We start from the raw sequence: 23,546 nt of genomic DNA on the forward strand, positions 1-23,546 counted from the left end.
GATAACGTGTCGATCACCGTCAAGCTGATCGCCCCGATCGCGATGGAAGAAGGTCTGCGCTTCGCAATCCGCGAAGGTGGCCGTACCGTCGGCGCCGGCGTGGTTGCCAAGATCATCGCCTAATTTCGATTAGCCGATTCGCCGGTGGGGCAGTGTCCCGCCGGCACAACGGATGGGGACAGACTTTTCAGGCTGTCCCCATCTTTTTGTCCAAGAACGGTGATATACTCCCGCCTCTTGAGCAGTACCGAAGCACCCGCATTACCTTTCACACATTGCCGGCCTCGCCGGAACGTTCTTTTAAAGGAATTAGCATGTCCGCTCCGAATCAGAAAATCCGTATCCGCCTGAAAGCGTTCGACTACAAACTGATCGACCAGTCCGCTCTGGAAATCGTCGACACCGCCAAGCGCACCGGCGCCGTCGTCAAGGGCCCGGTCCCGCTGCCGACCCGCATCCAGCGTTTCGACGTGCTGCGTTCCCCGCACGTCAACAAGACCTCGCGCGACCAGTTCGAAATCCGTACGCACCAGCGTCTGATGGACATCGTGGACCCGACCGACAAGACCGTTGACGCACTGATGAAGCTGGACCTGCCGGCTGGCGTCGACGTCGAAATCAAGCTGCAATAATCTCGTGTCGCCCGGCGGATTCGTCTGCCGGTAGAAACGGGGCTGGCATCACTTCGGTGGGCCGGCCCCGTTTTCTTTTGTGCTTGCGGAAGCGTGTATTTGCAGTAGCGCAAGTCCAGCATGTTCTGATAGTCTTTTGCTTCCTATTGGACGCCTGACTACGGATCGCATTCCATGCGCCGCTTCCTGCTTACAGTACTTGTTTCAGCCTGCGTCCTCATCGCCCCGATGGCGGGCGCCGCCGCTCCCGCCCAGATTGCACTCTGCTTCGAACGCCAGGAAGTGCTTCCCTGGCGCACCCTGGACTTCGAGGGATTGAACTTCGAAATGCTCGCCGACGTGGAAAAGCGTGCCGGCGTCAAGTTCGTCTACCACAGCATGCCCTGGAAGCGCTGTCTCGAGCAGCTCAAGACCAGCCAGATCGACGGCGCCTTTTCCGTCAGCTTCAATCCCGGCCGCGCGAGAATCGGAGCCTTTCCCGGCGTGGACGCCAACGCCGCGCATCCACAAGCGGATGCCTCCAAGCGCATGCACATGGATTCCTATGTGCTGGTGCGGCCCCGCGGAAGCCGGCTCAACTGGGACGGCAAGAACATACAAAACCTCGAAGGGCGGATCGGATTCCAGCTTGGCTATTCGGTGGGCGAGCTCCTGCGCGCCCAGGGAATTCCGGTCGATGAGGGCAGCCAGCGCTCCGATGAGCTGGCGGAAAAGCTGATTGCCGGGCGCCTCGCCGGGGCTGCATTGGGCGGACGTACGACCGCCAAGCTGATGCACAGCCCGATCGCAAGCAAGCTGGAGGTCCTGCCCTTGCCGCTGGTCGAAAAGGCGTATTACCTCGTCTTTTCGAATACCTTTTACCGTAACAATCCCCAACTCGCCGCGCGCCTCTGGAACGCAGTCGAGCAAGCCAGGAATAGTGCGGCGTATCGCAAGCACGAATCGCAGGTGCTGCAGCAGGAGAAATAATCCACGTCTTCATGGGCAGGCGCTTGATAAGTCGACTGCCGGCCTGATCTGAAAAGAAAGCGGGAACGCACGACGCAAAAGAAAATTATAAATATTGAAACATATCGGCGATAATCGCGCCTCAGGAGGAACGCGATGGCGACAATGAAGCAGGTGGCGCAACGTGCCGGGGTGTCGATCTCGACCGTTTCGCATGTGATCAACAACACGCGCGCCGTCAGCGACGAGGTGCGTCAACGGGTGCTGGGCATCATCGATGAGATGCGCTATGTCCCGAGCGCCGTCGCCCGCAGCCTCAAGAACGACAAGACCAACACCATCGGCGTGCTCGTGCCGAACAGTTCGAATCCCTATTTTGCCGAGTTGATCCGCTGGATCGAGGATGCCGCCTTCGAGCTCGGCTATCACATCATCCTTTGCAACGCCCATGGCGGCGCCCAGAAGCAGACCGCCTACCTGCGCCTGCTGATGGAAAAGCGCATCGACGGCCTGGTGCTGGTGGCCAGCGGCGCTGACGACGACCACGATCTCTTGTTGCGCCACGAGTCCGTGCCCATCATCCAGCTCGAGCGCGCCTTGCCCGGGCTGGACGCCGACCTGGTGCTGGCCAGGCAGGAGGAGGGCGCCTATCAGGCCACGCGCCACCTCATCGAACTGGGCCACCGCGACATCGCCTGCGTCTCCGGGCCGGCCGATCTGCCGCGCAGCCGCGAGCGCGTCGGCGGTTTCATGCGCGCAATGCGCGAGGCCGGCATCGAGGTGCCCGCCAGCGAGGTCCTGCACGTGGAATTCACCAGCGCCGGCGGCCACGCGGCCTTCGGCAGGCTGCTGGCGCGGCCGCAGCGCCCGACGGCGGTCTTCGTGACCAGCGACCTGATGGCGATCGGCGGCCTGTGTGCGGCCAGCTGCGCCGGCGTGCGGGTGCCGGGCGAGCTGTCGGTGGTCGGCTATGACGATATCGGCGCGGCCTGCTACGCGACGCCGCCGCTGACCACGATGGCCCCGCCCAAGCGCGAGATGGCGCGCCAGGCCATCGTTCAATTGATCGAGCGTATACGCGGCGGGCATGAGCCGCTGCGCAATATCGCGCTGGCCAGCTCACTGATCGTGCGGGCCTCGACCGCCCCGCTGCACTGATCAGCTCGCGGCAGGCGCCGGGCCGGCATCCGGCGTAATCCCGGGCACTTCTTTCGCGCCGCCACGCACCTGCAAGGTCTGGGTCGGGTAGGCGTACTCGATCCCCTCCGCATCGAAGCGTTCGACGATGCGCAGCCAGATCTCCTGCTGCACATCCATGAAGGAAAGATAATCCGGCGAATCGTAGAAGTACACGACTTCGAAGTTCATCGACGACGCGCCGATCCCGGTGAAATGCGAGCGGTCCAGCCGGACCATTGGCTGAGCCTTGACGATGTCCGCCAGCATGGCCGGGATCGCGCGCAGCATGGCGGCCGGGGTGTCGTAGGTGACGGACACCGTGAACGCGGCGCGGCGCGATTCCAGCCGGCTCATGTTCTGCAGCCGGCTTTTCAGCAGGTCGGCATTCGAGAACACCAGCTGCTCGCCGCCCAGGCTGCGGATCCGCGTCGTTTTCAGGCCCACGTATTCGACCGTGCCCAGGTACTTGTCGACGACGATGAAGTCGCCGATCACGAAGGGCTTGTCGAGCACGATCGAGAGCGAGGCGAACAGGTCGCCGAGGATGTTCTGCACGGCGAGGGCCACCGCGATGCCGCCGATGCCCAGCGAGGCCACCAGGGTCGTGATGTTGACACCCAGGTTATCCAGGATCATCAGCAGGATGACCACCCACAGCACCATACGCGCGATGAAGCCGACCGCCGCCGCCGAGGTGGCGCGCGCCGGGTCCGTCGCCCGGTTCTCGTAGTACTGCAGCAACCAGCTGCGCAGGGCGGCGTTGCCCCAGATCGCACCCTGGATGAGGCCGATGGTGATGGCGGTGCGGGTGACGATGACGCGCACGCCTTCGGGCAGGGCCAGCATCAGCGAGCCGACGTAGAGGCCGATCACGGTCATCACCAGCATCTTGGTCGACTCCAGCGCGGCGACGGCGATGTCGTCCAGGCGGGTGGCGGTGCGGGCGGCAATGATGCCCAGGCGCCGCACCAGCACGTGCTTGAGCAGCCACAGCAGCAGCATGACGGCGAGCGCCACGCCGAAGGCGCTGAGCCATTTATAGACGGTGTTGCCGAAGAAGACGTGATCCATCCGCTACCCCTCTTATCAGATGAGCACATTGTAGCGGGCAGGGGATGTGCGGGCCCACGCGAAAAATTTCGCAACAAAAGCCTTGCGCAACAATAAAACCATTTCGTATAATGCGGCCTCCCCGGGCGGTTAGTTCAGCTGGTTAGAATACTTGGTCGACATCCAAGGGGTCGCAGGTTCGAATCCTGCACCGCCCACCAGAATTCCTCAGATCGCAGGCCGCTAGCCTGCAGAGAAAAGGTGCAGTAAGGCCTCTTCTGTGCCGTTCGCCAAGAACGGATTCCTCTCTTCTCCATGACAAAAGCGTAAAACGCAACAGAGCGCGTTACTCATCGCATTCTCCTGTTGCGCCTACTCGAGCCGCGCGCTATACTAGCCGGCTTCGGTATGGGCTAGTCTTTTTTTGCCCATGCGTTTTTGTAGTTCAATTAGCCCCGCCCAATCGTAGGTGGGAATGGAGAAAAAATGAGCCTGGGCCTCCTCGGTCGCAAGGTTGGCATGATGCGCATCTTCACGGATGATGGGGATTCGATTCCTGTCACCGTGCTGGACGTGTCGAACAACCGTGTTGCGCAAGTAAAAACTCCTGAAACTGACGGTTACTCCGCTGTTCAGGTCGTATTTGGTCAACGTCGCGCTTCCCGCGTGAACAAGGCCAGTGCGGGTCACTACGCCAAAGCTGGCGTCGAAGCCGGTACGCTGCTGAAGGAATTCCGCATCGAAGCCGCACAAGCCGCTGAACTGAAAGCAGGCGACGCAGTCAATGTGTCGATGTTCGAAGTCGGCCAGAAGATCGACGTGCAAGGCACCTCGATCGGTAAAGGCTACGCCGGTACCATCAAGCGTCACAACTTTGCTTCGGGTCGTCAAACCCACGGTAACTCGCGTTCGCACAACGTTCCTGGCTCCATCGGTATGGCGCAGGATCCGGGCCGCGTGTTCCCTGGTAAGCGCATGACCGGTCACATGGGCGACGTTACCGTCACCACCCAGAACCTGGAAATCGCCCGTATCGACGCCGAGCGTCAACTGCTGCTGGTCAAGGGTGCTGTTCCTGGCGCCAAGAACGGCCAAGTGGTTGTCAAGCCGGCCGTCAAGGTCAAAGCAAAGAAAGGAGCGTAAACGATGGAACTGAAGCTCCTGAACGAGCAAGGCCAAGCCGGCTCGAACGTGAACGCCACCGATGAAGTCTTCGGTCGCGATTACAACGAAGCACTGATCCACCAGATCGTGGTCGCCTACGCCGCTAACGCGCGCTCGGGTAACCGCAAGCAGAAGGATCGTGAAGAAGTCTCCCACACCACCAAGAAGCCGTGGCGTCAAAAAGGTACGGGCCGCGCTCGTGCCGGTATGTCGTCCTCGCCGCTGTGGCGTGGTGGTGGTCGCATCTTCCCGAACTCGCCTGACGAGAACTTCTCGCACAAGGTCAACAAGAAGATGTATCGCGCCGGTATGTGCTCGATCCTGTCGCAGCTGGCCCGCGAAGAGCGTCTGAACGTCGTCGAGAACCTGACCATCGAAGCCCCGAAGACCAAGCTGCTGTCGCAAAAGCTGCAGGGCATGGGCCTGGAATCGGTCCTGGTGATCACCGACACCATCGACGAAAACCTGCTGCTGGCATCGCGCAACCTGCCGAACGTGCTGGTTGTCGAGCCGAAGCACGCTGACCCGATGTCGCTGGTGTTCTACAAGAAAGTCCTGGTCACCAAAGCTGCTCTGGCCAAGATCGAGGAGATGTACGCATGAGCGCCGCAATCAAATTCAGCGAAGAGCGCCTGATGAAGGTGCTGCTGGCTCCGGTCATTTCCGAAAAGGCGACCTTCGTCGCTGAAAAGAACGAACAGATCGTGTTCAAGGTTCTGCCGGACGCGACCAAGCCGGAAATCAAGGCCGCCGTCGAACTGCTGTTCAAGGTGGAAGTCGAGTCGGTGCAGACCGTGAACCGCGAAGGCAAGCAAAAGCGTTCGGGTCGTTTCGTCGGTCGTCGCAACCACACCAAGCGTGCTTTCGTGGCCCTGAAGCCGGGTCAGGAAATCAATTTTGTCGAGGAGGCTAAATAATGGCACTCGTTAAGATGAAGCCAACCTCCCCAGGCCGCCGCGGCATGGTGAAGGTTGTGACCGAGGGCCTGTACAAAGGCCGTCCGTTCGCAGCCCTGGTTGAGAAGAAATCGAAGACCGCCGGTCGTAACAACAACGGTCACATCACCACCCGTCACATCGGTGGTGGTCACAAGCAGCACTACCGTGTCGTGGACTTCAAGCGCAACAGCAAGGACGGCATTCCGGCCAAGGTCGAGCGTATCGAATACGACCCGAACCGTACCGCCCACATCGCGCTGCTGTGCTACGCCGACGGCGCCCGTGCCTACATCATCGCTCCGAAGGGCGTTGCTGTCGGTGACACGCTGATGAGCGGCGCCGAAGCGCCGATCAAGTCGGGTAACTGCCTGCCGATCCGCAACATCCCGGTTGGTACCGTGATGCACTGCGTCGAAATGCTGCCGGGTAAAGGCGCACAGATGGCCCGCACCGCCGGCGCCGCTGTCGTCCTGATGGCCCGTGAAGGCACCTACGCCCAGGTTCGCCTGCGCTCGGGTGAAGTGCGCCGCGTGCACATCGAGTGCCGCGCCACCGTGGGTGAAGTCGGCAATGCCGAGCACAGCCTGCGCAAGATCGGTAAAGCCGGTGCAATGCGTTGGCGCGGTGTCCGCCCGACCGTCCGCGGTGTCGTCATGAACCCGATCGACCACCCGCACGGTGGTGGTGAAGGCCGTACGGCAGCCGGTCGTCATCCGGTGTCGCCATGGGGCCAGCAGACCAAGGGCAAGAAGACGCGTTCGAACAAGCGCACTTCGTCGATGATCGTCTCGCGTCGCGGCAAGAAATAAGGATAAAACATGACTCGTTCATTGAAAAAAGGGCCGTTCATCGATGCCCACCTGGTGAAGAAAGTCGAAGCCGCGCAAGCGACCAAAGACAAGAAGCCAGTCAAAACCTGGTCGCGCCGCTCGACGATCACTCCGGACTTCATCGGTCTGACCATCGCCGTCCACAACGGCAAGGTGCACGTGCCGGTGTATGTGTCCGAGAACATGGTGGGTCACAAGCTGGGCGAATTCGCCCTGACCCGTACGTTCAAGGGCCATGCCGCTGACAAGAAGGCGAAGAAATAATGGAAACTAAAGCTATCCTCAAAGGCGTGCGCCTGTCGGAGCAGAAGGGCCGCCTGGTTGCGGACCTGATCCGCGGCAAGAAGGTCGACGCCGCGCTGAACATCCTGCAGTTCAGCCCGAAGAAAGGCGCCACCATCATCAAGAAAGTGCTGGAGTCGGCAATCGCCAACGCCGAGCACAACGATGGTGCCGACATCGACGAACTGAAGGTCGTTCAGATCTACGTCGAAAAGGGTCCGATCCTGAAGCGCTTTACGGCACGTGCCAAAGGCCGCGGTGATCGCATTTCGAAACAATCCTGTCACATCTACGTGACTGTCGGTAACTAAGGAGTCACACGATGGGACAGAAAATCCACCCGACCGGCTTCCGCCTGTCGGTGACCCGTAACTGGGCCTCGCGCTGGTACGCTGGCAACGGCAACTTCGCCGACATGCTGAAGGAAGACCTGGAAGCCCGTGCTTTCCTGAAGAAGAAGCTGAAGAACGCTTCTGTCGGCCGCATCGTCATCGAGCGTCCGGCCAAGAACGCCCGCTTCACGATCTACTCGTCGCGTCCGGGCGTGGTCATCGGCAAGAAAGGCGAAGACATCGAAGTCCTGAAGACTTCGCTGGCGAAGATCATGGGCGTGCCGGTGCACGTCAATATCGAAGAAATCCGCAAGCCGGAAATCGACTCGCAGCTGATCGCCGACTCGATCGCCCAGCAGCTCGAAAAGCGCATCATGTTCCGTCGCGCAATGAAGCGCGCGATGCAGAACGCCATGCGCCTGGGCGCTGTCGGCATCAAGATCATGTCGTCGGGCCGTCTGAACGGCATCGAAATCGCACGTACCGAATGGTACCGCGAAGGCCGTGTGCCGCTGCACACCCTGCGCGCCGATATCGACTACGGCACCAGCGAAGCCTCGACCACCTACGGCATCATCGGTGTCAAGGTCTGGGTCTACAAGGGTGACCGTTCGCCGACCGGTGAAGCTCCGGTGATCGACGTGCCGGCCGACGAGAAAAAGCCGCGCGGTCCGCGTCGTGACGATGGCAAACCGGCTGGCCGTGGCCGCCCGGGCGCCAAGCCAGGTACCGCACCAGCAGGCCGCCGTGCTGCCAAGCCGGCTGCTGAGAAAGCAGGAGAATAAGCATGCTGCAGCCATCCCGCAGAAAGTATCGTAAAGAGCAGAAAGGCCGTAACACCGGCATTTCGCACACCCGCGGCACCGCTGTGTCGTTTGGTGAGTTCGGCCTGAAGGCCGTTGCCCGCGGCCGTATCACGGCTCGCCAGATCGAAGCGGCACGTCGTGCCATGACCCGTCACATCAAGCGTGGCGGCCGTATCTGGATCCGTATCTTCCCGGACAAGCCGATCTCGAACAAGCCGGCCGAAGTCCGTATGGGTAACGGTAAGGGTAACCCGGAGTACTACGTCGCTGAAATCCAGCCGGGCAAGGTCCTGTATGAGATGGACGGCGTCGCAGAAGAACTGGCGCGCGAAGCATTCCGCCTGGCCGCTGCCAAACTGCCGCTGGCAACCACTTTCGTGGTGCGCCAAGTCGGCCAATAACAGGAGTTAAGAATGAAAGCAACGGAACTCCGCGGCAAAGACCAGGCAGCTCTGCAGCAAGAGCTGAATGAGCTGCTGAAGGCACAGTTCGGCCTGCGCATGCAAATCGCAACGCAGCAGCTGACCAACACTGCTCAGCTCAAGAAGGTGCGCCGCGATATCGCCCGCGTCAAAACCGTGATGACCCAGAAGGAAGCCAAATGAACGACACCACTAAAACGGCGCTGAAGCGTACGCTGGTCGGCAAGGTCGTGTCCGACAAGATGGACAAGACGGTAACCGTGCTGGTCGAGCGTCACGTCAAGCACCCGCTGTACGGCAAGATCATCGTGCGCTCGAACAAGTATCACGCGCACGACGAGACCAACCAGGCCAAGACCGGCGACACGGTCGAGATCCAGGAAGGTCGCCCGATCTCGAAGACGAAGGCGTGGACGCTGACCCGTGTTGTGCAAGTAGCACAGGTTCTCTAAGCCTTAAAATTTGTCTTGCGAGGCCCGCTGGTATCTGAGATACTAGCGGGCTTCGTTCATGTGTTGCCGCAGTTGTCCCCGCGATGTCTGCGGCCTGCAATGAAGTATTGGAAAGTCCAATCACCCAAACGTAATGCTCCAGCAGGGGCGCTACGGCGGGACCAAGACTGACCGCAGGCCCACGGATTATCCGTGGGATTTTCTACGGCTTAAGTTGGGAAAGAAAATATCATGATTCAAACCGAAAGCCGGCTCGAAGTAGCCGACAATACCGGTGCCAAAGAAGTTCTGTGCATCAAGGTATTGGGCGGCTCCAAACGCCGTTACGCCAGCATTGGCGACGTGATCAAGGTCACCGTGAAGCAGGCTGCTCCGCGCGGCCGCGTCAAGAAAGGTGAAATCTACAATGCCGTGGTCGTGCGTACCGCTAAAGGTGTGCGCCGCCAGGACGGTTCCCTGGTGAAGTTCGACGGCAATGCCGCCGTTCTGCTGAACGCCAAGCTGGAGCCGATCGGCACCCGTATCTTCGGACCGGTGACCCGCGAACTGCGCACCGAAAAGTTCATGAAGATCGTGTCCCTGGCACCTGAAGTTCTGTAAGGGAGTCGTAATGGATAAGATTCGTAAAAACGACGAAGTCATCGTTCTGGCCGGTAAAGACAAGGGCAAGCGCGGTGTCGTTCAGCAGCGAGTAGATGCTGAGCACGTCATCGTTGAAGGCGTGAACGTGGCCAAGAAGGCCGTCAAGCCGAACCCGATGACCGGCGTAACTGGTGGTATCGTCGACAAGACCATGCCGATTCACGTGTCGAATGTCGCGCTGTTCAATGCAGCGTCCGGCAAGGCTGATCGCGTTGGCTTCAAAGAAGTGGATGGCAAAAAAGTCCGCGTCTTCAAGTCGAACGGCGAAGTAGTGAAGGGGTAATAAGAAATGGCCCGTCTGCAACAACTGTACAAAGACAAAGTCGTCTCCGAACTGACCGAGAAATTCGGCTACAAGTCGGTGATGGAAGTGCCGCGCCTGACCAAGATCACCCTGAACATGGGTCTGTCGGAAGCTGTCGCCGACAAGAAGATCATCGAGCACGCCACTGGCGACCTGACCAAGATCGCCGGCCAGAAGCCGGTCGTGACCAAGGCTCGCAAGGCAATCGCAGGTTTCAAGATCCGCGAAGGCTACCCGATCGGCACGATGGTGACCCTGCGCGGCGCCCGCATGTACGAATTCCTGGACCGTTTCATCACCGTGGCTCTGCCGCGCGTGCGTGACTTCCGCGGCGTGAGTGGCAAGTCCTTCGACGGTCGTGGCAATTACAACATCGGCGTCAAAGAGCAGATCATCTTCCCGGAAATCGATTACGACAAGATCGACGCGCTGCGTGGCATGAACATCTCGATCACCACCACCGCCAAGACCGACGAAGAAGCCAAAGCGCTGCTCGCCGCCTTCAAATTCCCGTTCAGGAACTAAGAGCATGGCAAAACTTGCATTGATCAACCGCGAAAAGAAGCGTGCAGACCTGGTGGAGAAATTCGCCCCGAAGCGTGCCGCTCTTAAAGCAATCATCAACGACCAGTCGAAGACCGAAGAAGAGCAATACGAAGCACGCCTGAAACTGCAGGCCCTGCCGCGTAACTCGGCGCCGAGCCGCCAGCGTAACCGCTGCGCCATGACCGGCCGTCCGCGTGGCACCTTCCGTAAATTCGGTCTGGCCCGTACCAAACTCCGCGAATTCGCCATGAAAGGCGAAATCCCGGGTATGACCAAAGCTAGCTGGTAATAGGAGAATAAGCAATGAGTATGAGCGATCCTATCGCCGATATGCTGACCCGCATCCGCAACGCACAAGGCGTGCAAAAGACCAACGTGTCGATGCCGTCGTCGAAAGTGAAAGTTGCGATCGCCAACGTCCTGAAGGACGAGGGTTACATCGAAGATTTCGCCGTGTCCACCGAAGGTGGCAAGTCGGAACTGAACATCGGTTTGAAGTATTACGTTGGCCGTCCGGTTATCGAGCGCATCGAGCGCGTTTCCCGTCCTGGCCTGCGCATCTACAAGGGCAAAGACGAAATCCCTCAGGTCATGAACGGCCTGGGCGTGGCTATCGTCTCGACCCCGAAGGGTGTGATGACCGACCGTAAAGCACGTGCAACCGGTGTCGGTGGCGAAGTGCTTTGCTACGTGGCTTAAGGAGTAGACGATGTCTCGAGTAGCTAAGATGCCGATCGCCGTCCCAAGCGGCACCGATGTGCAGATCTCTGCATCGGCAATCACTGTCAAGGGCCCGCTGGGCTCCCTGACCCAGCCGCTGAACGGCCTGGTCAAAGTGGAAAACAACAACGGCACGCTGACCTTCGACGTAGTGAACGATTCCCGTGAATCGAACGCCATGTCGGGTACCCTGCGTGCTCTGGTCAACAACATGGTTACCGGCGTTACCAAGGGCTTCGAGCGCAAGCTGACCCTGGTTGGCGTGGGCTACAAGGCAGCTGTGCAGGGCAACGCCCTGAACCTGTCCCTGGGCTTCTCGCACCCGGTTCTGCACGCGATGCCGGAAGGCGTCACTGCAGCAACCCCGACCCCGACCGAAATCCTGATCAAGGGTATCGATCGTCAAAAGGTCGGCCAGGTTGCCGCCGAAGTGCGCGCTTACCGCTCGCCTGAGCCTTACAAGGGCAAGGGTGTCCGCTATGCGGATGAAGTGGTGAAGCTTAAAGAAACCAAGAAGAAATAATCGGAGCTGACGATGGACAAGAAAGAATCGCGTCTGCGTCGCGGACGCCAAACCCGCATCAAGATCGCGCAGTTGGGCGTGAACCGCCTGTCGGTGCACCGTACCAACCTGCACATCTATGCGAACCTGATCAGCCCGGATGCGAAGGTCCTGGTTTCGGCTTCGACGCTGGAAGCAGAAGTGCGCGCCGAGCTGGGCGGCAAGTCGGGTGCGGGCGGCAACGCTGCTGCAGCCGCACTGGTCGGCAAGCGTGTCGCAGAGAAAGCACTGAAAGCAGGGATCACCGAAGTGGCATTCGACCGTTCGGGTTTCCGTTACCACGGCCGTGTGAAGGCGCTGGCAGAAGCCGCGCGTGAAGCCGGTCTGAAGTTCTAAGGAAGAATCGTCATGGCAAAAATGCAAGCGAAAATGGCAAGCGACAAGCCGGATGATGGCATGCGCGAGAAAATGATCGCGATCAACCGCGTGACCAAAGTGGTCAAGGGTGGTCGTATCATGGGTTTTGCAGCGCTGACCGTTGTCGGTGACGGCGATGGCCGCATCGGCATGGGTAAAGGCAAGTCGAAGGAAGTTCCTGTCGGCGTGCAGAAGGCAATGGAAGAAGCCCGCCGCAACCTGATCAAAGTGCCCCTCAAGAACGGTACCCTGCAGCACACCGTTACCGGTCGTCACGGCGCCTCGCGCGTCCTGATGTCCCCGGCCAAGCCGGGTACCGGCGTGATCGCCGGCGGCGCAATGCGCGCAATCTTCGAGGTGATGGGCGTGACCGATGTGGTCGCCAAGTCGACTGGTTCGTCGAACCCGTACAACCTGGTTCGCGCTACCCTCGACGGTCTGTCGAAGATGAGCACCCCGGCTGACATCGCTGCCAAGCGCGGCAAGTCGGTCGAAGAGATCCTGGGTTAAGGGGAATTACCATGGCAAACACCATCAAAGTCAAGCTGGTCAAAGGCCTGATCGGTACCCGTCAGGATCACCGCGCCACCGTGCGCGGTCTGGGTCTGCGTCGTGTCAACTCGGTCTCCGAGCTGCAAGACACCCCGGCGGTCCGCGGCATGATCAACAAGGTCAACTACCTCGTGAAAATTGTCGACTAAGCCCCGGCTTGGTTAACGGAGAAAACAATGCAACTCAATACCATTCAACCTGCTGACGGCGCCAAGCACGCTAAGCGTCGCGTCGGTCGCGGTATCGGCTCGGGCCTGGGCAAGACTGCCGGCCGCGGTCACAAAGGTCAGAAATCGCGTTCGGGCGGCTTCCACAAAGTCGGCTTCGAAGGCGGTCAGATGCCTCTGCAGCGCCGTCTGCCGAAGCGCGGCTTCAAGTCCCTGAACGCTACGTTCAAGGCTGAAGTCCGTCTGTCGGACCTGAACAACCTGGCCGTCGGCGATGTCGACATCCTGGTGCTCAAGCAAGCCGGCGTGCTGTCGGTCGTGGCTCGCGACGTGCGCGTGATCCTGTCGGGTGAAATCACCAAAGCGGTGAACCTGAAGGGCATCAAGGCATCCGCTGGCGCGAAGGCAGCGATCGAAGCAGCTGGCGGCTCGGTCGCCTAAACGCGACCGCTGCCTGATCGGAGCAAAAATTGGCGACTAATTCACAACTTGGTAAAAGCGCCGCTTCCGGTTTCCCCTGGGGCCGGTTGTGGTTCCTGCTTGGGGCATTGGTCGTGTACCGCATCGGAGCTCACATCCCGGTCCCCGGGATTGATCCGGTCGCCATGGCCCAGCTGTTCAAGCAGAACGAAGGTGGCATCCTTGGCATGTTCAACATGTTCTCGGGCGGCGCCTTGTCCCGCTTTGCCGTGTTCGCTCTCGGTATCACGCCTTATATTTCGGCTTCGATCATCATGCAGCTGGTGTCGATCGTCTCGCCGCAGATGGAGGCACTGAAGAAGGAGGGCGAAGCCGGCCGCCGCAAGATCACCCAGTACACCCGGTATTTCACGGTGGTGCTGGCTCTGTTCCAGGCGTTCGGTATCGCGGTCGCGCTGGAAGCTCAGCAAGGCCTCGTGCTCGATCCGGGCATGGCTTTCCGCCTTGTGACTGTCGTGACCCTGCTGACCGGCACCATGTTCCTCATGTGGCTGGGTGAGCAGATCACGGAACGTGGTCTTGGCAACGGTATCTCGATCATCATCTTTGCCGGTATTGCGGCTGGTCTGCCGAGCGCACTGGGTAATCTGTTCACCCTGGTGTCCCAAGGTTCGATCAATAGCTTCTCCGCAATCCTCATCGTGATTCTGGTGGCCCTGGTGACCTACGCGGTCGTGTTCGTTGAACGCGGCCAGCGCAAGATCCTGGTGAATTACGCGAAACGCCAGGTCGGTAACAAGATCTACGGTGGCCAAACCAGCCACCTGCCGCTGAAGCTGAATATGGCTGGTGTGATTCCGCCGATCTTCGCTTCGTCGATCATCCTGTTCCCGGCCACGATCGTCGACTGGTTCACGCGCGGCAAGGATACTTCGAGCCCCTTCATCGGGTTCCTGAAGGACCTCGCAGCGTCGCTGGGCTCAGGCGAGCCGATCCATGCGTTGCTGTATGCGGTGGCGATCGTGTTCTTCTGCTTCTTCTATACGGCGCTGGTATTCAACAGCAAGGAAACGGCGGACAACTTGAAGAAGAGCGGCGCATTCGTTCCGGGCATCCGTCCGGGCGAGCAGACTGCGCGCTACATCGACAAGATCCTGATGCGCCTGACCCTGGCCGGTGCGGTCTACATCACCCTGGTGTGCCTGCTGCCTGAATTCATGACGTCGTACTGGAAAGTTCCAGTGTATTTCGGCGGCACCTCACTGCTGATCGTGGTGGTGGTGACCATGGACTTCATGGCACAAGTACAGAACTACGTCATGTCGCAGCAATATGAATCGCTGCTGCGCAAGGCGAATTTCAAAGGCGGTATCCCGTCGCGTTGAGCGGCGGCCGATACCCAGGAGTGAGCAGACCGAATGGCAAAAGACGACGTCATCCAAATGCAAGGGGAGATTCTCGAGAATCTCCCGAACGCGACCTTTCGCGTGAAGCTGGAAAACGGGCACGTGGTGCTGGGACATATCTCGGGTAAAATGCGAATGAATTACATCCGCATTCTGCCTGGCGACAAGGTGACGGTTGAGTTGACGCCGTACGACCTGTCCCGGGCCCGCATCGTGTTCCGCACCAAGTAAAACATTTAGTAATCGAATCTGGAAGAGAGTGCAAAATGAAAGTTAATGCTTCAGTCAAGCGGATCTGCCGCAACTGCAAGATCATCAAGCGCAAGGGCGTGGTCCGTGTGATCTGCGTCGAGCCGCGTCACAAGCAGCGTCAAGGTTAATACGAGGAATAACGAATGGCACGTATTGCAGGGGTCAACGTCCCCAATCATCAGCACACCGTCATCGGCCTGACGGCGATCTACGGCATTGGCCGTACCCGTTCGCAGCAGATCTGCGCAGCGACCGGCGTTGCAACCAACAAGAAGGTCAAGGACCTGGACGACAACGAACTGGAAAAGCTGCGTGAGCAGGTTGGCAAGTTCGTGGTCGAAGGCGATCTGCGTCGCGAACTGTCCATGAACATCAAGCGTCTGATGGACCTGGGCTGCTACCGCGGCATGCGTCACCGTAAGGGCCTGCCGGTCCGCGGTCAGCGCACCCGTACCAATGCACGTACCCGCAAGGGCCCGCGCAAAGCCGCTCAATCGCTGAAGAAATAATCTAGGAACCGACCATGGCTAAGCAACAAAGCAGCGCAGCAGCAGCGCGTATCCGTAAGAAGGTCAAGAAGAACGTCGCCGAAGGCATCGCACACGTCCACGCGTCGTTCAACAACACCATCATCACGATCACCGATCGTCAGGGCAACGCCCTGTCGTGGGCAACTTCCGGCGGCGCCGGCTTCAAGGGTTCGCGTAAATCGACCCCGTTTGCGGCGCAGGTCGCAGCTGAAGCTGCTGGCAAGGTCGCTCAGGAATACGGCGTGAAGAACCTGGAAGTGCGTATCAAGGGCCCGGGCCCGGGCCGTGAGTCGGCTGTGCGCGCGCTGAACAACCTGGGTATCAAGATCACCGAGATCCAGGACGTGACGCCGGTTCCGCACAACGGCTGCCGTCCGCCGAAGCGCCGCCGTATCTAATATCGCCGGCGGGTTCGCCCGCCTGTGGTAGATACGCGACGAGATCGTCGTCAAAGAATCGCCGGTGCAGTTAGCCCAGAAATGGGTTATACTGCCCGGCTATTGTCGCCTTGGGTCATTGCGACCCGAGGTTTTGTAAGCCACGTCCGGTCTCATGCAGAACTGGACTAGCGCCTGTTGCGGCCGCATCTATTCGGACCGCATCCGGGGCGTGATCATTCAAATAAAGGAAGTTTAACGTGGCACGTTATATCGGACCAAAAGCAAAACTGTCGCGCCGTGAAGGCACCGACCTGTTCCTGAAGAGCGCACGTCGCTCGCTCGACTCCAAGTGCAAACTGGACGTCAAGCCTGGCCAACACGGCGTCAAGTCGGGTCAGCGTACCTCGGACTACGGCAACCAGCTGCGTGAAAAGCAGAAGGTCAAGCGCATGTACGGCATCCTGGAGCGCCAGTTCCGCCGCTACTTCGCCGAAGCGTCGCGCCGCAAGGGCAACACCGGCGAAACCCTGCTGAAGCTGCTGGAAGCCCGTCTCGACAACGTCGCTTACCGCATGGGCTTCGGCTCGACCCGCGCCGAAGCGCGCCAGCTGGTCAGCCACAAAGCCTTCACCGTGAACGGCCAGGTCGTGAACATCGCTTCCTACCAGGTCAAGACCGGCGACGTCGTCGCTGTCCGCGAAAAGGCCAAGAAGCAGACCCGTATCGTCGAAGCGCTGTCGCTGGCCGAACAAGTCGGCATGCCGAGCTGGGTGTCGGTCGATTCGAAGAAGATGGAAGGCACCTTCCGTTCGTTCCCGGAGCGTAACGAGATCGCCGCTGACGTCAACGAAGCACTGATCGTCGAACTGTACTCGCGTTAATCCGCGATCCGGTCGATGAAGGACGGCACAGGTACGGCTCAGCCGGCCCTGTGCCGTCGTCAAAACCAAATTCGCTGTACCCGCCTGCTCTACGGAGCAGGCGTTTTCACTTGATGCCATCAGCCTTATCGGTGTAACGAGCCGAGGGTATTGATAAAGGACCTTTCATGCAAAACAGTCTGTTGAAGCCACGTATCATCGACGTCGAGACCCTCGGCGCCGGCCACGCGAAAGTCGTGATGGAGCCGTTCGAACGTGGTTATGGCCATACGCTGGGCAACGCGCTGCGCCGCGTCCTGCTGTCGTCGATGATCGGCTACGCGCCGACCGAAGTGACGATCGCCGGCGTCGTGCACGAGTATTCGTCGCTGGACGGCGTGCAGGAAGACGTGGTCGACCTGCTGCTGAACCTGAAGGGCGTCGTGTTCAAGGTGCACAACCGTGACTCCGTGACCCTGACCCTGAAGAAGGAAGGCGAAGGCCCCGTCCTGGCATCGGACATCGACCTGCCGCATGACGTCGAACTGATCAACCCGGAACACGTGATCGCTCACCTGACCGCCGGCGGCAAGCTGGACATGCAGATCAAGGTCGAGAAGGGCCGCGGCTATGTGCCGGGTAACGTGCGCCGCCTGTCGGAAGACACCAACAAGACCATCGGCCGCATCATTCTGGATGCATCGTTCTCGCCGGTGCGCCGCGTGTCCTACGCCGTGGAATCGGCCCGTGTCGAGCAGCGTACCGACCTGGACAAGCTGATCATCAACATCGAGACCAATGGCGTCATCACCCCGGAAGAGGCGATCCGCCAATCGGCCCGCGTGCTGGTCGACCAGCTGAACGTGTTCGCCGCCCTGGAAGGCACCGAAGCCGCTGCGGAAGCCCCGTCGCGTGCGCCGCTGGTCGATCCGATCCTGCTGCGTCCGGTGGACGACCTGGAACTGACCGTCCGTTCGGCAAACTGCCTGAAGGCCGAAAACATCTACTACATCGGCGACCTGATCCAGCGTTCGGAAAACGAACTGCTGAAGACCCCGAACCTGGGCCGCAAGTCGCTGAACGAGATCAAGGAAGTCCTGGCTTCCCGCGGTCTGACCCTCGGCATGAAACTCGAGAACTGGCCGCCGGCTGGTCTGGAGAAGTAATTTGCAGTACCCGCCCGCGCAATATCGCGCGGGCGTTCATCTCACTTTGAACCGGTCCGCGTTCATGCGCGCAAGTGCATGAACGATCGAAGAACTGGAATTTAAAACTCGAAAGGATTTACCATGCGTCACCGTCACGGCCTCCGTAAGCTGAACCGTACTTCGTCCCACCGCCTGGCCATGCTGCGCAACATGACCGTTTCGCTGCTGCGTCACGAAGCGATCAAGACCACCGTTCCGAAAGCAAAGGAACTGCGCAAAGTCGTCGAGCCGATCATCACCCTGGGCAAGAAAGACACCCTGGCAAACAAGCGTCTGGCATTCGCCCGCCTGCGCGACCGTGAGATCGTCCAGAAGCTGTTCGCTGACATCGGCCCGCGTTTCGCGAACCGTAATGGCGGCTACACCCGTATCCTGAAGATGGGCTTCCGTGTTGGCGACAACGCGCCGATGGCCTACGTCGAGCTGACCGACCGTCCGGAAGTCGGCGTCGACGAAAACGCACCGACCGCCGAGTAATCGGTAGTCCGCGTATGAAAAAACCAGGCCTCGCGCCTGGTTTTTTTTCGCCCGTGCATCAGGAGCAGGCCGGGTGTACCATGCTGCTGCGTTGAACCAACACCTGCTCATTTCGTGGTCCTTATGCTCCGACTCCTGCTTTCGCTGTTCGCCAGTCTCGTCCTGCTCGCCTCCGCCCATGCCGAGGAAGACTTCCTGCCGCCCGAACAGGCATTCAAGCTGTCCGCGCGCATGCTCGATCCGCACACGGCCGAGGTCAGCTATGCGATCGCCGACGGCTACTACATGTACCGCGAGCGCTTCAAGTTCAGCGCCGCCGGCGCGAAGCTCGGCGAGCCGCAGATCCCGCCCGGCAAAGTGAAATTCGACGAGACCTTCAACAAGGAGGTCGAAACCTATCACCACGGCGTGACGATCCGCATCCCGGTCCAGGGAGAAGGCCCGTTCACGCTGAACGTCACCGGCCAGGGCTGCGCCGACAAGGGCTTGTGCTATCCGCCGCAGGACGCCAGCGTGCGCCTGGTGGCGGGTAATGGCGGCGGGGCAGGGCAGTCGCAGCCGCAGATGAGTGCGCCGCCGGGCCAGTCCGGCAGCGGTTCGCCCGGTTCGACGCCGGCCGTCGAGGGCGCGCCAGGCTTCAAGCTGTCGCCGCCGTCCGCCGCCGTCCAGCAGCCCGCCGCGAACGCGCAGGCGGCAGCAGTAAGCGGCGCCACAACGGCCGCCGAGCCCGCGCCGGCCGCCGCAGCGCCCGCAAGCCCACCCGCCGCCACGACCGCCGTAGCCACGGCAAGCGACGCGGCCGCACCGGTCGTCGTCACTACTGCCCCCTCCGAACTCTCCGGCATCGCCGCCCTGCTGCAGGGCGGGCGCCTGCTCGCCATCGTCCCCGCCTTCATCCTGCTCGGCCTGGGCCTGGCCTTCACCCCCTGCGTGCTGCCGATGGTGCCTATCCTGTCGTCGATCATCGTCGGCGAGGGCAGGCAGATCGGCCGCACGCGCGGCTTCGTGCTGTCGCTCTCGTATTCGCTCGGCATGGCGATCGTCTACACCCTGCTGGGCGTGGCCGCCGGCCTGCTCGGCGAGGGCCTGGCCGCGGCGCTGCAGAACCCCTGGGTGCTGGGCGCCTTCGGCCTGCTGATCGCGGCGATGTCGCTGTCGATGTTCGGCGTGTTCCAGCTGCAGGTCCCGGCCGCGCTGCAGACGCGCCTGGCCGATGCCTCCGGCCGCCAGGCTTCCGGCAAGCTGGCCGGCGTGTTCGTGATGGGCGCCATCTCCGCACTGATCGTCGGCCCCTGCGTCGCCGCGCCGCTGGCCGGCGCCCTGGTCTACATCAGCCAGACCCGCGACGTGCTGGTAGGCGGCGCCGCGCTGTTCGCGATGGCGATCGGGATGAGCGTTCCGCTGCTGCTGGTGGGCGTGTCGGCCGGCTCGCTGCTGCCGCGCGCCGGCATGTGGATGGAATCCGTGAAGCGTTTCTTTGGCGTGCTGATGCTGGCGATGGCCTTGTGGATGACGGCGCCGGTGCTGCCCGGCCTCCTGCAGATGCTGCTGTGGGCCGCGCTGCTGCTGGGCTACGGCTTTTACCTGCTCAAGGGCGGCGCCGGCGCCAAACGCCATTGGGCCGGCATGGCCCTGGGCGCGGGCCTGGCGGTGCTCGGCGCGGCCCAGCTGGTGGGCCTGGCGAGCGGCGCACGCGACCCGCTGGCGCCGCTGGCGCGCTTTACCGGCGGTGCGCCGGCCCAGACGCTGGCCTTCACCCGCATCAAGACCGTCGAGCAGCTCGACCAGGCGCTGGCCGCGACCAATGGCAAGACCGCCATGCTCGATTTCTATGCCGACTGGTGCGTGTCCTGCAAGGAGATGGAAAAGCTGACCTTCGTCGATCCGGCCGTCAAGGCGCGGCTGGCGAACACGGTGCTGCTGCAGGTGGACGTGACCGCCAACGATGCGGCCGACCGGGCGATGCTGAAGCGCTTCGGGCTGTTCGGGCCGCCCGGGATCATCCTGTTCGACCGTGCCGGCAAGGAGATTCCGGATGGGCGCGTGATCGGCTACCAGGACAGCGCCAAATTCCTGGCCTCGCTGGCGAAGCTGCAATGACAAAAAAGGGACGCCGGAGCGTCCCTTTTCACATCACACCGGCGTGATTCAGCCGCGCGCAGTATCGCCGCGCTGGCCATGCTGCCAGCCGCCATGCCCGCCATGGCGTCCGAAACGCGACTGCATGCGCGCCGCCTTCTCGTCGAAGACCTTCTTCTGGTCCGGCGACAGCACCGAGTAGAAGCTGTTCAGCGCAGCCAGGCGCTGTTCCATGTGGGCCGTGCGGGCCTTCTGGCGCTCGATCATCTTCTGGGCGCGCTCGGGCGCCGACAGGTTCGCCATGGCGGCGCGGTCGCCGTGCTGCTGGTCTGCGCGCTGCGCCGGCTTCATCGAGGCCACGAAGGCGTTCCAGGCGCTTTCCTGGGCCGGCGTGATCTTCAGCTCGTCGTGCAGTTTGGCCACGCGCTGGGCGCGCATCTGCTCGCGCTTGGCCGAGAATTCGGCGCGCTTGGCCTGGCGTTCTTCCTTGCTCAGCTGCGCTTTCGGATGGCCGTCCGGGGCCTGGGTTTGCGCCTGGGCGCCCAGCATGGCGCCGCCCAGGGACAGTGCGGCCAGGCCGGTAATCAACGTTTTGCGGTAGGTGTTCATCTCTTGTTTCCTAGTCAGGTTGAGAGCGTCTAACAGAGCCCCCATGGCGGCGTTGCATTCGTCTCGCCGTACTGGCGTACTGTCTTCGACGATGCGCCTTGCCCTGAGGGCTTTGTTAGACGCTCTGGTGTGGCGGCTGCCACGGCTGCGTGCATCAACTTGAGAACATCTCGCTGCACGATGACTCTATCATCGGTGAAAAGTGTAAGTGCAGCGTGTCCGCTGTCTCACCCTTTGTATCAATTTGTTTCCGTGCGCCATCCATATACAAGCCGATACAAAGTGGCTGTTCAGGGGGCAGTGAAGTCGGGATAATGGCAGCCATGGATAATCCTTCTACCATTCTGATCGTCGATGACGACCGCGATATCCGCTCGCTGCTGGCCGATTACCTGGAAGCGAACGGCTACCGGGCGCTGGCTGCCGCCGACGGCACCGCGATGTGGAAGACGCTGGATGAAGCGCGCCCCGACCTGATCGTCCTCGACCTGAACCTGCCCGGCGACGACGGCCTGACCCTGTGCCGCAAGCTGCGCGCCAGTTCGACCCTGCCGGTGATCATGCTCACGGCCCGCAACGAACCGCTCGACCGCATCCTCGGCCTCGAGATGGGCGCCGACGACTACCTGCCCAAGCCCTTCGAACCGCGCGAACTGCTGGCGCGCATCCGCAGCGTGCTGCGCCGCAGCCATGCGATGCCGCCGAACTCGCAGACCGAGAGCGTGCAGCAGATGAAATTCTCCGGCTGGACCCTGGACCTGACCGCGCGCCACCTGGTCAATCCGCAGGGCGTGGTCATCATGCTGTCGGGCGCGGAGTTCCGCCTGCTGCGCGTGTTCCTCGAGCACCCGAACCGCGTGCTGAACCGCGACCAGCTGCTGAACCTGACCCAGGGCCGCGACGCCGATCCGTTCGACCGCTCGATCGACATCCAGATCAGCCGCCTGCGCCAGAAGCTGGGCGAGGATGCGCGCATGCCCCAGATTATCAAGACGGTCCGCAACGGCGGCTATGTGCTGGCCGGCCAGGTGAGCGTGGAGCCCAGCGCGTGAAGGCATTCCTCGGCTCGATGACGGGCCGCGTGTTCGTTACCCTGCTGCTGGGTGTCCTGCTGACCGCCGCGCTGACCCAGCTGCTGGCCGACGCCGAGCGCTCGCGCGTGATCGACGAGTTCCGCGACCTGCACAATCTCGACCGCGCCGAACAGCTGATCATGGCCACCGAGATCGTCCCCGAATCCGCGCGCAGCGCCTACCTGCAGGTGGCGAACCGTCCCGGCATGCGTCTCGAAGCGGTGGCCGCCAGCCTGCCGGCCCTGATGCCGGCGCCGACCGAATTCACCCAGTCGCTGACGACGCGCATGAACAAGGCGGGCGCCAACCAGTCTTACCGCCTGCAGTCGCTGGCCGCCCGTCCGGCCGCCTGCGCGCTGGCGCGCGAGCAGCCGGTGGTGTTCGGCCTGCTGCGCATGAAGTGGCGCGGCACTTGCGAAAGCATCCTGGTGAGCCTGCGCGACGGCACCCCGCTGATCCTGTCGGTGCTGCCGCCGCGCTCGGCCACCTCACCGGCGCACGCCGACTACACCGGCACCATCGCGCTGCTGCTGGTCAGCATCGGCTTCCTGGCCTACCTGGTGGCGCGCATGACCATCCGTCCGCTCAAGCAGCTGGCCCAGGCCGCCAAGGACCTTGGCAACGACATCAACCACCCGCCACTGGACCTGACCGGCGCCGACGAGATCCGCCAGGCCAGCGCCGCCTTCAACGCGATGCAGGCGCGGATCCGCCAGTACATCTTCCAGCGCACCCAGATGCTGGCCGCGATCACGCACGATCTGCAGACCCCGCTGACGCGCATGCGCCTGCGCCTGGAAAAGGTGAGCGAGCCGGAACTGCAGCAGCGCCTGATCGGCGACCTGTCGGCGATGCAGGCGATGGTGCGCGAGGGCCTGGACCTGGCGCGCAGCATGGACACCACCGAGACCATGCAGATGATGGATCTGGATTCGCTGCTGGATTCGGTGTGCGCCGACGCCGCCGACGCCAGCCAGCGCGTCAGCCTGTCCGGCACCGCCAACATGGCGCTGCTGGGGCGCCCGATGGACCTGCGCCGCTGCCTGGTCAACCTGATCGACAATGCCGTCAAGTACGGCCAGTCGGCCAGGGTCACGGTGGACCGCATCAACGGCGCGGCGCGGATCCGCATCCGCGACGCCGGTCCCGGCATCCCGCAGGCCGAGCTGGCGCGCGTGTTCGATCCGTTCTACCGCGTCGAGGGCTCGCGCTCGCGCGAGTCGGGCGGCACCGGCCTCGGGCTGACGATCGCGCGCAACATCGCCGAACAGCATGGCGGCAGCATCGCGCTGGCGAACCATCCGGACGGCGGCCTGGAAGTGACTTTCATGTTGCCGGAGTATTACCCAGGGAAGTAAGGGGATACG

General features: G+C 61.6%; 37 protein-coding genes and 1 tRNA gene. 36 read left to right on the top strand and 2 right to left on the bottom strand.

The window, feature by feature from the left end; all coding sequences use genetic code 11:
- The 4 genes from AC07PE_RS23575 to AC07PE_RS23590 all read left to right on the top strand — a co-directional run.
- On the top strand, positions 1–123 hold a 123-nt coding region (locus AC07PE_RS23575), incomplete at its 5' end, for an EF-Tu C-terminal domain-related protein (protein ID WP_479723912.1).
- Between the two features lie 191 nt (positions 124–314).
- Positions 315–632, top strand: coding sequence for a 30S ribosomal protein S10 (gene rpsJ, locus AC07PE_RS23580; protein WP_005663509.1), 318 nt, complete (start codon positions 315–317; stop codon positions 630–632).
- Between the two features lie 174 nt (positions 633–806).
- On the top strand, positions 807–1,601 hold the full coding sequence (locus AC07PE_RS23585; RefSeq protein ID WP_498769098.1) for a substrate-binding periplasmic protein: 795 nt from the start codon (positions 807–809) through the stop codon (positions 1,599–1,601).
- 135 nt (positions 1,602–1,736) lie between these two features.
- Positions 1,737–2,738 (top strand): LacI family DNA-binding transcriptional regulator, encoded by a 1,002-nt coding sequence (locus AC07PE_RS23590; protein ID WP_498769100.1) that lies wholly within the window; start codon positions 1,737–1,739, stop codon positions 2,736–2,738.
- On the opposite strand, the gene AC07PE_RS23595 is transcribed toward AC07PE_RS23590, so the two are convergent.
- Positions 2,739–3,830 (bottom strand): mechanosensitive ion channel family protein, encoded by a 1,092-nt coding sequence (locus tag AC07PE_RS23595; protein ID WP_498769102.1) that lies wholly within the window; start codon positions 3,828–3,830, stop codon positions 2,739–2,741. It lies immediately after the preceding gene.
- A gap of 123 nt (positions 3,831–3,953) precedes the next feature.
- Here AC07PE_RS23595 and AC07PE_RS23600 point away from each other — a divergent pair.
- The 30 genes from AC07PE_RS23600 (at position 3,954) to dsbD (ending at position 20,518) form a co-directional block, all read left to right on the top strand.
- Positions 3,954–4,030: transfer RNA gene (locus AC07PE_RS23600), tRNA-Val, on the top strand.
- Positions 4,031–4,295: 265 nt separating this feature from the next.
- Complete coding sequence (gene rplC, locus AC07PE_RS23605; protein ID WP_498769104.1) at positions 4,296–4,952, top strand: 50S ribosomal protein L3; 657 nt, start codon at positions 4,296–4,298, stop codon at positions 4,950–4,952.
- 3 nt (positions 4,953–4,955) lie between these two features.
- Positions 4,956–5,576 (top strand): 50S ribosomal protein L4, encoded by a 621-nt coding sequence (rplD, locus tag AC07PE_RS23610; protein ID WP_477360951.1) that lies wholly within the window; start codon positions 4,956–4,958, stop codon positions 5,574–5,576.
- A complete protein-coding gene (gene rplW / locus AC07PE_RS23615; protein ID WP_230023578.1) occupies positions 5,573–5,890 on the top strand; it encodes a 50S ribosomal protein L23 in 318 nt (105 codons plus the stop codon). The genes rplD and rplW overlap by 4 nt, the downstream gene beginning before the upstream one ends.
- The gene (rplB, locus tag AC07PE_RS23620; RefSeq protein ID WP_498769107.1) at positions 5,890–6,720 is read left to right on the top strand and encodes a 50S ribosomal protein L2; all 831 of its coding nucleotides are present in this window, start codon (positions 5,890–5,892) and stop codon (positions 6,718–6,720) included. The genes rplW and rplB overlap by 1 nt, the downstream gene beginning before the upstream one ends.
- Before the next feature lie 9 nt (positions 6,721–6,729).
- A complete protein-coding gene (rpsS, locus tag AC07PE_RS23625; RefSeq protein WP_078034747.1) occupies positions 6,730–7,005 on the top strand; it encodes a 30S ribosomal protein S19 in 276 nt (91 codons plus the stop codon).
- Positions 7,002–7,334, top strand: a complete 333-nt coding sequence (rplV, locus tag AC07PE_RS23630) for a 50S ribosomal protein L22 (RefSeq protein WP_171085678.1) — start codon at positions 7,002–7,004, stop codon at positions 7,332–7,334. The genes rpsS and rplV overlap by 4 nt, the downstream gene beginning before the upstream one ends.
- Positions 7,335–7,345: 11 nt before the next feature.
- Complete coding sequence (gene rpsC, locus AC07PE_RS23635) at positions 7,346–8,140, top strand: 30S ribosomal protein S3 (RefSeq protein WP_435571143.1); 795 nt, start codon at positions 7,346–7,348, stop codon at positions 8,138–8,140.
- Between the two features lie 2 nt (positions 8,141–8,142).
- Complete coding sequence (gene rplP, locus AC07PE_RS23640; protein WP_005663456.1) at positions 8,143–8,562, top strand: 50S ribosomal protein L16; 420 nt, start codon at positions 8,143–8,145, stop codon at positions 8,560–8,562.
- 12 nt (positions 8,563–8,574) lie between these two features.
- Positions 8,575–8,766 (top strand): 50S ribosomal protein L29, encoded by a 192-nt coding sequence (gene rpmC, locus AC07PE_RS23645; protein ID WP_056449176.1) that lies wholly within the window; start codon positions 8,575–8,577, stop codon positions 8,764–8,766.
- Positions 8,763–9,035: a 30S ribosomal protein S17 gene (gene rpsQ, locus AC07PE_RS23650; protein ID WP_258844034.1), complete on the top strand. Its 273-nt coding sequence runs from the start codon at positions 8,763–8,765 to the stop codon at positions 9,033–9,035. The genes rpmC and rpsQ overlap by 4 nt, the downstream gene beginning before the upstream one ends.
- A 231-nt stretch (positions 9,036–9,266) precedes the next feature.
- Positions 9,267–9,635, top strand: a complete 369-nt coding sequence (rplN, locus tag AC07PE_RS23655; RefSeq protein WP_036172202.1) for a 50S ribosomal protein L14 — start codon at positions 9,267–9,269, stop codon at positions 9,633–9,635.
- Between the two features lie 10 nt (positions 9,636–9,645).
- Entirely contained in the window at positions 9,646–9,960 is a 315-nt protein-coding gene (gene rplX, locus AC07PE_RS23660) for a 50S ribosomal protein L24 (RefSeq protein WP_047826118.1), read from the top strand.
- Between the two features lie 6 nt (positions 9,961–9,966).
- Positions 9,967–10,506, top strand: coding sequence for a 50S ribosomal protein L5 (rplE, locus tag AC07PE_RS23665; RefSeq protein ID WP_047826117.1), 540 nt, complete (start codon positions 9,967–9,969; stop codon positions 10,504–10,506).
- A 4-nt stretch (positions 10,507–10,510) separates the two neighbouring features.
- Positions 10,511–10,816, top strand: coding sequence for a 30S ribosomal protein S14 (gene rpsN, locus AC07PE_RS23670; RefSeq protein ID WP_498769112.1), 306 nt, complete (start codon positions 10,511–10,513; stop codon positions 10,814–10,816).
- Between the two features lie 14 nt (positions 10,817–10,830).
- On the top strand, positions 10,831–11,226 hold the full coding sequence (rpsH, locus tag AC07PE_RS23675; RefSeq protein ID WP_230023611.1) for a 30S ribosomal protein S8: 396 nt from the start codon (positions 10,831–10,833) through the stop codon (positions 11,224–11,226).
- Between the two features lie 10 nt (positions 11,227–11,236).
- Positions 11,237–11,770, top strand: coding sequence for a 50S ribosomal protein L6 (gene rplF, locus AC07PE_RS23680; RefSeq protein ID WP_498769115.1), 534 nt, complete (start codon positions 11,237–11,239; stop codon positions 11,768–11,770).
- A 12-nt stretch (positions 11,771–11,782) separates the two neighbouring features.
- Complete coding sequence (rplR, locus tag AC07PE_RS23685) at positions 11,783–12,145, top strand: 50S ribosomal protein L18 (RefSeq protein ID WP_036240357.1); 363 nt, start codon at positions 11,783–11,785, stop codon at positions 12,143–12,145.
- Between the two features lie 12 nt (positions 12,146–12,157).
- On the top strand, positions 12,158–12,676 hold the full coding sequence (rpsE, locus tag AC07PE_RS23690) for a 30S ribosomal protein S5 (RefSeq protein ID WP_498769117.1): 519 nt from the start codon (positions 12,158–12,160) through the stop codon (positions 12,674–12,676).
- Between the two features lie 11 nt (positions 12,677–12,687).
- Positions 12,688–12,867, top strand: a complete 180-nt coding sequence (gene rpmD, locus AC07PE_RS23695) for a 50S ribosomal protein L30 (RefSeq protein WP_498769119.1) — start codon at positions 12,688–12,690, stop codon at positions 12,865–12,867.
- 27 nt (positions 12,868–12,894) lie between these two features.
- Complete coding sequence (gene rplO, locus AC07PE_RS23700; protein ID WP_498769121.1) at positions 12,895–13,326, top strand: 50S ribosomal protein L15; 432 nt, start codon at positions 12,895–12,897, stop codon at positions 13,324–13,326.
- A 29-nt stretch (positions 13,327–13,355) separates the two neighbouring features.
- On the top strand, positions 13,356–14,690 hold the full coding sequence (gene secY, locus AC07PE_RS23705) for a preprotein translocase subunit SecY (protein WP_498769123.1): 1,335 nt from the start codon (positions 13,356–13,358) through the stop codon (positions 14,688–14,690).
- 33 nt (positions 14,691–14,723) lie between these two features.
- Positions 14,724–14,942 carry a translation initiation factor IF-1 gene (gene infA / locus AC07PE_RS23710; RefSeq protein WP_005663428.1) on the top strand — a complete coding sequence of 73 codons (219 nt, stop codon included), beginning with the start codon at positions 14,724–14,726 and terminating at the stop codon, positions 14,940–14,942.
- 35 nt (positions 14,943–14,977) lie between these two features.
- Complete coding sequence (gene rpmJ / locus AC07PE_RS23715) at positions 14,978–15,091, top strand: 50S ribosomal protein L36 (RefSeq protein WP_005663407.1); 114 nt, start codon at positions 14,978–14,980, stop codon at positions 15,089–15,091.
- A 15-nt stretch (positions 15,092–15,106) separates the two neighbouring features.
- Positions 15,107–15,472 carry a 30S ribosomal protein S13 gene (gene rpsM, locus AC07PE_RS23720; protein WP_047826109.1) on the top strand — a complete coding sequence of 122 codons (366 nt, stop codon included), beginning with the start codon at positions 15,107–15,109 and terminating at the stop codon, positions 15,470–15,472.
- A 14-nt stretch (positions 15,473–15,486) separates the two neighbouring features.
- The gene (gene rpsK, locus AC07PE_RS23725) at positions 15,487–15,891 is read left to right on the top strand and encodes a 30S ribosomal protein S11 (protein ID WP_036172227.1); all 405 of its coding nucleotides are present in this window, start codon (positions 15,487–15,489) and stop codon (positions 15,889–15,891) included.
- A 239-nt stretch (positions 15,892–16,130) separates the two neighbouring features.
- Positions 16,131–16,754, top strand: coding sequence for a 30S ribosomal protein S4 (rpsD, locus tag AC07PE_RS23730; protein ID WP_498769126.1), 624 nt, complete (start codon positions 16,131–16,133; stop codon positions 16,752–16,754).
- Between the two features lie 167 nt (positions 16,755–16,921).
- Positions 16,922–17,899, top strand: a complete 978-nt coding sequence (locus AC07PE_RS23735; RefSeq protein ID WP_036240374.1) for a DNA-directed RNA polymerase subunit alpha — start codon at positions 16,922–16,924, stop codon at positions 17,897–17,899.
- 123 nt (positions 17,900–18,022) lie between these two features.
- Entirely contained in the window at positions 18,023–18,418 is a 396-nt protein-coding gene (gene rplQ / locus AC07PE_RS23740; RefSeq protein WP_047826107.1) for a 50S ribosomal protein L17, read from the top strand.
- A 123-nt stretch (positions 18,419–18,541) separates the two neighbouring features.
- Positions 18,542–20,518: a protein-disulfide reductase DsbD gene (dsbD, locus tag AC07PE_RS23745; protein WP_498769129.1), complete on the top strand. Its 1,977-nt coding sequence runs from the start codon at positions 18,542–18,544 to the stop codon at positions 20,516–20,518.
- 48 nt (positions 20,519–20,566) lie between these two features.
- Here dsbD and AC07PE_RS23750 read toward each other — a convergent pair whose 3' ends face one another.
- Positions 20,567–21,106: a Spy/CpxP family protein refolding chaperone gene (locus AC07PE_RS23750; protein ID WP_498769131.1), complete on the bottom strand. Its 540-nt coding sequence runs from the start codon at positions 21,104–21,106 to the stop codon at positions 20,567–20,569.
- A 323-nt stretch (positions 21,107–21,429) separates the two neighbouring features.
- Here AC07PE_RS23750 and AC07PE_RS23755 point away from each other — a divergent pair, with 323 nt between their 5' ends.
- Together AC07PE_RS23755 and AC07PE_RS23760 are read left to right on the top strand one after the other, a co-directional pair.
- The gene (locus tag AC07PE_RS23755; protein ID WP_498769133.1) at positions 21,430–22,158 is read left to right on the top strand and encodes a response regulator; all 729 of its coding nucleotides are present in this window, start codon (positions 21,430–21,432) and stop codon (positions 22,156–22,158) included.
- Positions 22,155–23,537 carry an ATP-binding protein gene (locus AC07PE_RS23760; RefSeq protein WP_498769135.1) on the top strand — a complete coding sequence of 461 codons (1,383 nt, stop codon included), beginning with the start codon at positions 22,155–22,157 and terminating at the stop codon, positions 23,535–23,537. Before AC07PE_RS23755 ends, AC07PE_RS23760 begins: the two co-directional genes overlap by 4 nt.
- Positions 23,538–23,546 lie beyond the last annotated feature (9 nt).

It is taken from the genome of Telluria sp. GW821-FHT07G12 (assembly GCF_059418525.1).